Source organism: Longimicrobium sp., assembly GCF_036387355.1.
Lineage (GTDB): Bacteria > Gemmatimonadota > Gemmatimonadetes > Longimicrobiales > Longimicrobiaceae > Longimicrobium.
The window spans coordinates 1-8,615 of sequence record NZ_DASVTX010000513.1 but is presented as its reverse complement, the minus strand read 5'-3'; the positions used below and the strand labels follow the sequence as shown (position 1 = coordinate 8,615).

The window sequence follows — 8,615 nt, the reverse complement described above, 5'->3', positions numbered from 1 at the left end:
CGGAACTGCACAAGCGCTTCGGGCGATCGGGATGATGGGTACGCTAGCGTTCGGCCCCACACTTCGGCGCCCGAGTGTCATCCTGAAGGAGCAGCGCACCGCACCCGCCGCCGCGCTGGATCTCGTGCGACTGAAGGATCCTGGGCCGAAGGATCGGCTTGGACGCTGGCCGGCGCGGAGTGCCCCGGCCTCCTCGCTGCGTCTGCAACCGTCACGGCACGCCGCGCAACCCGCCGTGCATGGGACGCTGTGTGGCGGGATTCTTCAGTCGGCGCCAGGGTCTCAGCATGGGGAGAGCACGCGCGGCGCCTCCCTCAGAATGACCCTGACGGTCCGGCGCTCAGACCCGACCGATCTTCCAACGTGCTCTCAGGATAAAAGCGCGCGATCGGCTTCCCGAGCGGGGGCACGCGGCGCCATCATGATTCCGCACATCAGGCAGATGTCCGCCGCCGCAGTCCGCGAAGGCGGACTTTGTGCTTCTCCAGCGGCGAATTCATTCGCTCTTGGGCGGCGGACCGTCGTATCCCACGCACTGCGGCCCCGCGCCTCCCGTCCCGCCCCCGCCCGCTGATGCCGTACGCCGCCCTTGCCCTTGTCGGCCCCACCGCATCCGGAAAGACCGCGCTCGGCATCGAAGTGGCGCGGCGGGTGGATGGCGAAATCATCAGCATGGATTCCCGCTCCGTCTTCCGCGGGATGGACGTGGGGACCGCCAAGCCGACGGCGGAGGAGCGGGCCGCCGTTCCGCACTGGGGGATCGACATCGCCGATCCCTCGGAGCGCTTCAACGCCGCGCGCTGGGCGGAGTACGCGCGGGCGAAGATCACTGAAATCCAGGGGAGAAACCGGGTGCCGCTGCTGGTGGGCGGGACCGGGTTCTTTCTTCGCGCCCTTACCCATCCCATCTTTCAGGCACCGGAGCTGCCGCCCGCGCCGCGCGCCCGCATCACCGCGCTCATGGAGCGGATGGACGACGCCACGGTGCACCGCTGGCTGGAGGCGCACGATCCCGAATCCGCCGAGCGCTTCCGGCACTGGGGCGGGCGCCAGCGGTTGATGCGCGCGCTGGAAGTGCCGCTGCTCACCGGCCGGCCCATCTCGTGGTGGCACCGCAACTCCGGCCCCGTGGAGGAGCCCGTCGCCGTGCTCCCGTTCGTGCTGGACGTGCCGCGCGACGTGCTGCACGCGCGCATCGACCGGCGCATCGGCGAGATGGTGTTAGGCGGGCTGCTGGACGAGGTGCGCGCCCTGATCGGCCGGTACGGCGAGGACGCGCCCGGGCTGAACGCGCACGGCTACGCGGAGCTGATGCCGTACTTTCGCCGCGAGCGCACGCTGCCCGACGCACTGGCCGAGGTGGGGAAGAACACCAAGTCGTACACCAAGCGCCAGCGCACCTGGTTTCGCACCCAGCTTCCCCCCGGCGCGGTGTGGCTGGACGCCACCCGGCCGCGCGCGGAGCTTGCGGACGCGATCGTGGCGGCGTGGACAGCAGGAAAACAAGTGCCCAGTGCTCAGGGTCAAGTGCCCAAGGGCGATCGGGGCTGCTGACCACGGGTGCGGGAAGAGAAGTGCCCAGTGCCCAGGGTCAAGTGCCCAACGGCGATCCGATGCTGGACCGCGTATACACGTCCTTCGGCACTGGGCACTTGAACCTGGGCACTTCTCCCGGCACTTGAGCCGGGGCACTTTTCCCTGCACCTGGGCACCGGGCGCTTGAACCTGGGCACTTTTCTTTGACTCTTCTTCGCCTCCGAGCGATTCCATGAAGATCGGCATCACCTGCTATCCCACCTACGGCGGCTCCGGGGCCGTGGCGACGGAACTGGGAATCGAGCTGGCGCAGCGTGGGCACGAGATTCACTTCATCTCGTACGCCCAGCCGTTCCGCCTGTCGCACTTCATGGAGCGCATCTACTTTCACGAAGTGGAGACGGCGCGCTACCCGCTCTTCGAGCACCACAACTATTCGCTCGCGCTGGCCGCGGCGATGCACGAAACCACGCTGCGCCACGGGCTGGACCTGCTGCACGTCCACTACGCCATTCCGCACGCCACCTCCGCGTGGATCGCCAAGGAAATGCTGGGCGCCAGCCACCCCCTCAAGATCGTCACCACGCTGCACGGCACCGACATCACGCTGGTGGGGCAGGAGCGCAGCTGGTTCGACATCACCAAGTTCAGCATGGGCAAGTCCGACGGCATCACCGCCGTGTCGGACTACCTGAAGCGCGAAACGGTGGACCACTTCGCCGTGCCGGAAGAGGACATCGAGGTCATCTACAACTTCATCGACCCCAAGCTGTACGACCGCGCCACGCACCCCTGCCACAAGGACGCGCTGGTGCGGCCGGGCGAAATGCTGGTTCTGCACGTGAGCAACTTTCGCCCGGTCAAGCGCATCCGCGACGTGGTGCGCATCTTTGAGCGGCTGAACCGCCGCGTTCCCTCGCGCCTCGTCTTTGTGGGCGACGGGCCGGACCGGCCGCTCGCCATTGCCGAGGCCGAGGAGCTGGGGATCAGCAACCGCGTCATTTTTCTGGGCAAGCAGGAGTCGGTGGCCGAGCTGATGGCGTGCGCGGACCTGATGCTTCTGCCGTCGGAGAGCGAGTCGTTCGGGCTGGTGGCGCTGGAGGCCATGGCGAGCGGCACGCCGGTGGTGGCGTCCCGCGCGGGCGGCATTCCCGAGGTGGTGGAGGAGGGCGTGACCGGTCACCTGGGCGAGATCGGCGACGTGGAAGCGATGGCGGACGCCGCGGTGCACATTCTTTCCGACAACGCGCGCTGGTCGCGGATGAGCCTGGACGCCACGCGGGTCGCGGTGGACCGCTTTGCCGCGGACACCATTGTTCCGCAGTACGAACGATTCTACGAACGGGTGATCGCCGGGCCGGCCGCGGTGGCCGTTCCCGAGCTGGCCGCCACGGGAGACGACTGATGGCGCTTTCCGCCGAAGCCGCGGCGCTCGTCGACGCCGCGCTGGCCGAAGATGTGGGCGAGGGAGACTTCACCACGCTGTGGACGGTGCCGGAGGGGCGCCGGGCCGAGGCGCGCATCGTCGCCAAGGCCGCGGGGGTGATCGCCGGCGCGGAGGTGGCGGCGGAGGCGTTCCGCCGCGTGGATCCGTCGCTGGAGATCGAGGTGTCCGCGCCGGACGGCACGGCGCTCCTGCCCGGCGACCTGGCGATGGTCATCCGGGGCTCCGCGCGCTCCATCCTCACGGGCGAGCGGACAGCGCTCAACTTTCTGCAGCGCCTGTCGGGCGTGGCCACGGTCACGCGCCGCTACGTGGCCGCGGTGGAGGGAACGGGGGCGCGCGTCATCGACACGCGCAAGACGACGCCGGGCATGCGGCTGCTGGAAAAGGCGGCGGTGGTGGCGGGCGGCGGGGCCAACCACCGCGTGGGCCTGTTCGACATGGTGATGATCAAGGACAACCACATTGCCGCGGCGGGCGGGATTTCCGCGGCGGTGGATGCGGTGCGCGCCCGGAACGAGCGCGGGCTGCGGGTGGAGGTGGAGACCACCACGCTGGAAGAGGTGCGCGAGGCGCTGGGAACCGGCGCGGACCGCATCATGTTCGACAACATGAGCCCGGTGCTCATGCGGCAGGCGGTGGAGATCGTGCACGCGCATGCCGCGCCGCGTCCGGAAACGGAAGCGTCCGGCGGAATCACGCTGGAAACCATCCGTTCGTACGCCGAGACGGGGGTGGACTTCATCTCCATCGGCGCGCTGACCCACTCGGCACCGGCGCTGGACCTGTCGCTGCAGCTTCGCGCGGCGGAGTGACGGGTTCGCCGGAGCGCTGGGAGGGGCGCACGGGGGCGGAGCTCGCCGCCGCGTGGACGCTTCCGGCGGTGCACGCGTACGCCGAAGTCGGGAGCACCAACGACGCCGCCCGCGCGCTGGCGGATTCCGGTGCCCCGCACGGAACGGTGGTGGTGGCCGAGGAGCAGACGGCGGGGCGGGGCCGCGGCGGAAAGGCGTGGCAGTCGCCCGCGGGGCTGGGGATCTGGATGTCGGTGATCGCGCGGCCGGCGGAGCTTCCCGCGCCGGGGCTGCTCCCCATCCTTGTGGGCCTGGCCGCGGCGGAGGCGGTGGACTCGTTCACCCGGCCCGTGGCGGCGATGATCAAGTGGCCCAACGACCTGCAGCTGGCCGGGCGCAAGTTCGCCGGCATTCTGTGCGAGGGGAGCTGGGACGCGGCCGGGCCGGGCGCGGTGATCGTGGGGATCGGGATCAACGTGCTGCACGCGCCGGGCGACTTTGCGCCGGAGGTGCGCGAGCTCGCCACGTCGCTGCGCATCGTGGCGGGGTGGGCGCCGCCGCGGGTGCACGTGGCGGGCGCCGTGGCGGGCGCGATCGCGCGGGCGCTGGCCTGTCCGCCCGCGCAGCTCGGGGGCGCGCTGCTGGACGCGCTGCGCCGGCGCGATGCGCTGGAAGGGCGCGAGGTGCGGGTCACGGGCCCGCAGGAGATGGAAGGCGTGGCGCTCGGCATCGGCCCCGGCGGCGGCCTTCTGGTCCGCGGCCGGGACGGCGTTCTGCGCACCATCACCTCCGGCACCGTCCGCCCCGTGCGGCTCGACCCCACGTCAGGGGCCAGTGTGTAAGCCTTTGCCGGTGAAGGAGTTTTGCTGCGCGCTTCATGTTGATCCAGGATGGCGGGAGCACGATCCCGCGCGAACGCGATGTCATCCTGAGCGAAGCGCCGCGCCGATCCATCCGCCGCGCCGGAGGATGGCGCGAAGTCGAAGGATCTGCTTTCCGCCGAGCCAACGTCGCGACACGCACGCCCGTTCTCACGGGACAGTAGATCCTTCGTCGGCGCCAAAGCACGGTGTTGAGAGGAGTTCGGCCGGCGCCTCCTCAGGATGACAGGTTGTTGTGCTGGAACTCGTTATGAGCACAAAGCTGTCATCCTGATGGAGCGCGCGCCGCCCCTTCACGGCGCCGAATCGTGCGCGACTGAAGGATCTACTTCTCGCGGAGCCAACGTCGCGACACGCACGCCCGTTCTCACGGGATAGTAGATCCTTCGTCGGCGCCCGTTGTCGGTGCGGCGGAAAGGGCGGCCGGCGCCTCCTCAGGATGACATTTGGGGGGGCGTGGGCGGGGTATCTGAAGGTTCCGCATTGTGTTGGCGCCGTCGCGTCTTCGTAGTCGCGTCTCGCGTCTTGCGTCTCGCGCCTCGCGCCTCCGCGCCGTCTCGCCTTCGTGGGCGTACGGCGGCGTACGGCGGCGCAGGCGCGCGGGGCCTGACTGGGCACTCGGCCCTTGTACCTGGGCACCGCCGTTCCGCACTCACGCACCCCGCACTCACGCACTTCCGTCCCCCATGGACCTCGTTTTCGACGTCGGCAACACCGAAACGGTCATCGGCTGGTTCCAGGATTCGGAGCTGCGCGGGCACTGGCGCGTGAGCACCGACTCCCGCCGCACCGCGGACGAGTACGGCCTCATCCTCGTTCAGCTCCTCTCCGCTTCCGGCGCGGGGTCCACAACGGTGCGCGCCGCCACCATCGGCTCGGTGGTGCCGGCGATGACCGCGGTGCTGCGTGAAGCCTGCCGCCGCTACCTGTCCGTTTCCGCCGTGGATGTGAACGCGCGCACACCGCTCCCCATCCAGCTGGACGTGGACGAGCCGATGACCGTGGGAGCGGACCGCATCGTGAACACGCTGGCGGCGCGGCGGATGTTCGGCACCGACACCGTGGTGGTGGACCTGGGCACGGCGACGACGTTCGACTGCATCACGCGCGACGGCGTGTTCATCGGCGGGGTGATTTCGCCGGGGGTCAAGACGGCAGCCAGCAGCCTTACGGACCGCACCGCCAAGCTGCCGCGCGTGGAACTGGTGCCGCCGCAGCGCGTCATCGGGCGGCGGACGGACGCGTGCATCCAGAGCGGCATCTTTTACGGCGCGGTGGACGCCATCGACGGCACGGTCACCCGCATCCGCGAGGAGTGGGGGAGCGACGACCTGCTCGTCGTCGCCACGGGCGGGCTGGCGGAACTGATCGGGCCGCACTGCCGCACGGTGCAGCGCATCGAGCCGTATCTCACGCTGTACGGCCTCGAGTTCGCCCGCGAGCACCTGGCTGGCGCGGCGGGGTAGCGCGCCGGTCCGCTGCATGCATCATCGCCCGGCCCGATCCCCAACCGCGGTTACGCAGGCGCATGCCCCGGCCCGACTTCGAAGACGTATGGTTCCGGCCCACGGCCCCTGACTCCCGGCACGACGCGCCGCGGATGCAGGGGCTCAGCTATCCGGAGCACACCTGGATGGGAAACACGGTCGTCGCGGCGCTCTATATTGCCGCCGCGGCCGTGTTCGCGGCATCCGTCCGGACGGGCATCCTGTATCTGGATGATCGCGAGCCCGGGGTGCTGGGGATGTCGATCAGCGCTGTAGCGCTCGGTCTGCTGGCCGGCGGCTACATCGCGGCATTGGGGTACAGCGTACGCAGGTTCGCCTGCTGGGCCTGGTTCTTCTTGATGATTCCCCTCGCGGTGACCTGCAGCGTGTATCCGCTCCGGTTCATCTTTGGTGATCACATTGCGCTTCTGGAGATCCCTCTGGTGTTGATGCCCGCCGTCCTGTGGACGCACTACTTGTGGAAGCGGCGGCTGGATTTCTGGTTTGAGGGCGACGCCGTGCGGCGCGCGATCGACTTCGAGCAGAACGGGCACCGGTGGGAGCGGCGGTCGTGGAGGGATGACGCGCGGAAACTCAAGAAGCGGATGGCGGAACGAGCCATTGCCGAATCCGCCTCGACGGAGGCGGTTCCGCGGAGCACCGGCGAAGCGTGCGGGGCGCGGGGCGGGCCGGGTAGGTTGGCCGCTCGCCCCCATCCACCCCGCGCGCACTGATCATGAAGCTGCACGTTTCCGGTGACGTCGCCGTACCGGGCGACAAGTCTCTTACGCACCGCGCGCTCATGTTTGCCGCGGCGGCGGAGGGCGAAAGCCGCCTGCGGGGCCTGCTGCCGGGGGAGGACTGCCAGAGCACCGCGTCCGTGCTGCGCGCCCTGGGCTGCAGCGTTCCCGTTCTCCCGGCGGACGGCTCCGAGATCCGCGTGGCGGGGCGGGGGATCGGCGCCTGGGCGGAACCGTCTGGCGCGCTGGACTGCGGCAACAGCGGCACCACGTCGCGGTTGATGATGGGCCTGCTCGCCAGCCGGCCGTTTCGCGCGACGCTGACGGGAGACGAGTCGCTGCGCGGCCGCCCCATGCGCCGCATCACGGATCCGCTCGCCGCGATGGGCGCGCGCTTTCGCGAGCAGGGCGCGCCGGACCGCCTTCCCATCGAGATCATCGGCGGGCCGCTGCGTGCGCTGGACTACCGCTCGCCCAAGGCCAGCGCGCAGATCAAGAGCGCCGTTCTGCTGGGCGGATTGGGCGCGGGCGTCGCTGTTTCCGTCACCGAGCCGGCGCTTTCTCGCGACCACACCGAGCGTATGCTCGTCGCCCTGGGCGAGCGCGTGGACACGGCGGAGACGGACGATGGCGTGCACATCCGCCTGGCGCCTAGCGGGCGCGCGCTGCCGCCGCTGGACCTGGCCGTGCCGGGCGACCCCTCGTCCGCGGCGTTCCTGGTGGCGCTGGCGCTGCTGGCGGACGCGGGCGAGCTGCGCATCCGCAACGTCTGCGTGAACCCCACCCGCACCGGCTTCTTTCGCCTGGTGGAGCGGATGGGCGCCGCCATCCGCCAGGAGAACGAGCGCGTGGAGGGCGGGGAGCCGGTGGCGGACCTGCTCGTTGCCCCCGCGCGGCTGCGGGGAATCGCGGTCGGCGGCGCGGAGGTGCCGGCGGCCATCGACGAAATTCCCATGCTGGCCGTGCTCGCCGCGCGCGCGGAGGGGGAAACGCGCATCACGGGCGCGGGGGAGCTGCGGGTGAAGGAGACGGACCGCATCGCCGCGCTCGCGCAGAACCTGCGGGCCATCGGCGCGGACGCGGAGGAACTGGAGGACGGGATCGTGGTGCGCGGATCGGATCGTCCGCTGCGCGGCGGCATCCGTGCGTTTCACGATCACCGGATCGCGATGGCCTTTGGTGTGCTGGGGATGCGCCCGGAGAACGACATCCAGGTGGACGACCGCGCCGTGGTGGACGTGAGCTTTCCCGGGTTCTGGGGGATGCTGGAGCGGTTGAGCGGGCGGCACGGTCCGGGCTGAGCGAATGAATTCGCCGCAACAACGGGGGAAAGTCCCCCCAAACGGACGGGGGGACTTCACCTGCTCGGGGCGGATCGCCCGGCGCGGGTGGCAGGCAGCGACGCCGCGAGCGGTGGCCTGAGCGGATGAATCCGCCGCTCCAACAGCGGGACGCCCCGACACGGCGCCCACACGCGTCGTTCGAGGCTTCAACCGCAGGGGATTCTAGTCCCCTCCGCGGGGCATTTTTGCACGAGGATGGGCCGGGGGGATGGGCCCCCGCTGTTGGGGTGTGCCCCCTCTCCCACATCTGTTCGTGGGAGTGTCATTCACCGGCTGCGCCGACCCATGGCGCATGAAACGGGAGCACGGCATAGATGTATGTGGTGTGCCGGTGCGGAGGTCGCCTCCTCAGTGGTGTCTGGAGCCCGTGTGGGAGTCGGACCCGGAGCC

The 8,615-nt window shown here is 70.2% G+C and carries 7 protein-coding genes; all 7 read left to right on the top strand.

Annotation, left to right across the window (positions count from 1 at the left end; genetic code table 11):
- Nucleotides 1–573 precede the first annotated feature (573 nt).
- The 7 genes from miaA (at nucleotide 574) to aroA (ending at nucleotide 8,183) form a co-directional block, all read left to right on the top strand.
- On the top strand, nucleotides 574–1,554 hold the full coding sequence (miaA, locus tag VF665_RS22275) for a tRNA (adenosine(37)-N6)-dimethylallyltransferase MiaA (RefSeq protein ID WP_331055678.1): 981 nt from the start codon (nucleotides 574–576) through the stop codon (nucleotides 1,552–1,554).
- Between the two features lie 214 nt (nucleotides 1,555–1,768).
- Nucleotides 1,769–2,941 carry an N-acetyl-alpha-D-glucosaminyl L-malate synthase BshA gene (bshA, locus tag VF665_RS22270; protein ID WP_331055677.1) on the top strand — a complete coding sequence of 391 codons (1,173 nt, stop codon included), beginning with the start codon at nucleotides 1,769–1,771 and terminating at the stop codon, nucleotides 2,939–2,941.
- Nucleotides 2,941–3,795, top strand: a complete 855-nt coding sequence (nadC, locus tag VF665_RS22265; RefSeq protein ID WP_331055676.1) for a carboxylating nicotinate-nucleotide diphosphorylase — start codon at nucleotides 2,941–2,943, stop codon at nucleotides 3,793–3,795. The genes bshA and nadC overlap by 1 nt, the downstream gene beginning before the upstream one ends.
- The gene (locus tag VF665_RS22260; RefSeq protein WP_331055675.1) at nucleotides 3,792–4,616 is read left to right on the top strand and encodes a biotin--[acetyl-CoA-carboxylase] ligase; all 825 of its coding nucleotides are present in this window, start codon (nucleotides 3,792–3,794) and stop codon (nucleotides 4,614–4,616) included. The genes nadC and VF665_RS22260 overlap by 4 nt, the downstream gene beginning before the upstream one ends.
- A 725-nt stretch (nucleotides 4,617–5,341) precedes the next feature.
- The gene (locus VF665_RS22255; RefSeq protein ID WP_331055674.1) at nucleotides 5,342–6,121 is read left to right on the top strand and encodes a type III pantothenate kinase; all 780 of its coding nucleotides are present in this window, start codon (nucleotides 5,342–5,344) and stop codon (nucleotides 6,119–6,121) included.
- Nucleotides 6,122–6,183: 62 nt separating this feature from the next.
- Nucleotides 6,184–6,876, top strand: a complete 693-nt coding sequence (locus tag VF665_RS22250) for a hypothetical protein (protein ID WP_331055673.1) — start codon at nucleotides 6,184–6,186, stop codon at nucleotides 6,874–6,876.
- Between the two features lie 2 nt (nucleotides 6,877–6,878).
- A complete protein-coding gene (gene aroA, locus VF665_RS22245) occupies nucleotides 6,879–8,183 on the top strand; it encodes a 3-phosphoshikimate 1-carboxyvinyltransferase (protein ID WP_331055672.1) in 1,305 nt (434 codons plus the stop codon).
- Nucleotides 8,184–8,615: the final 432 nt, after the last annotated feature.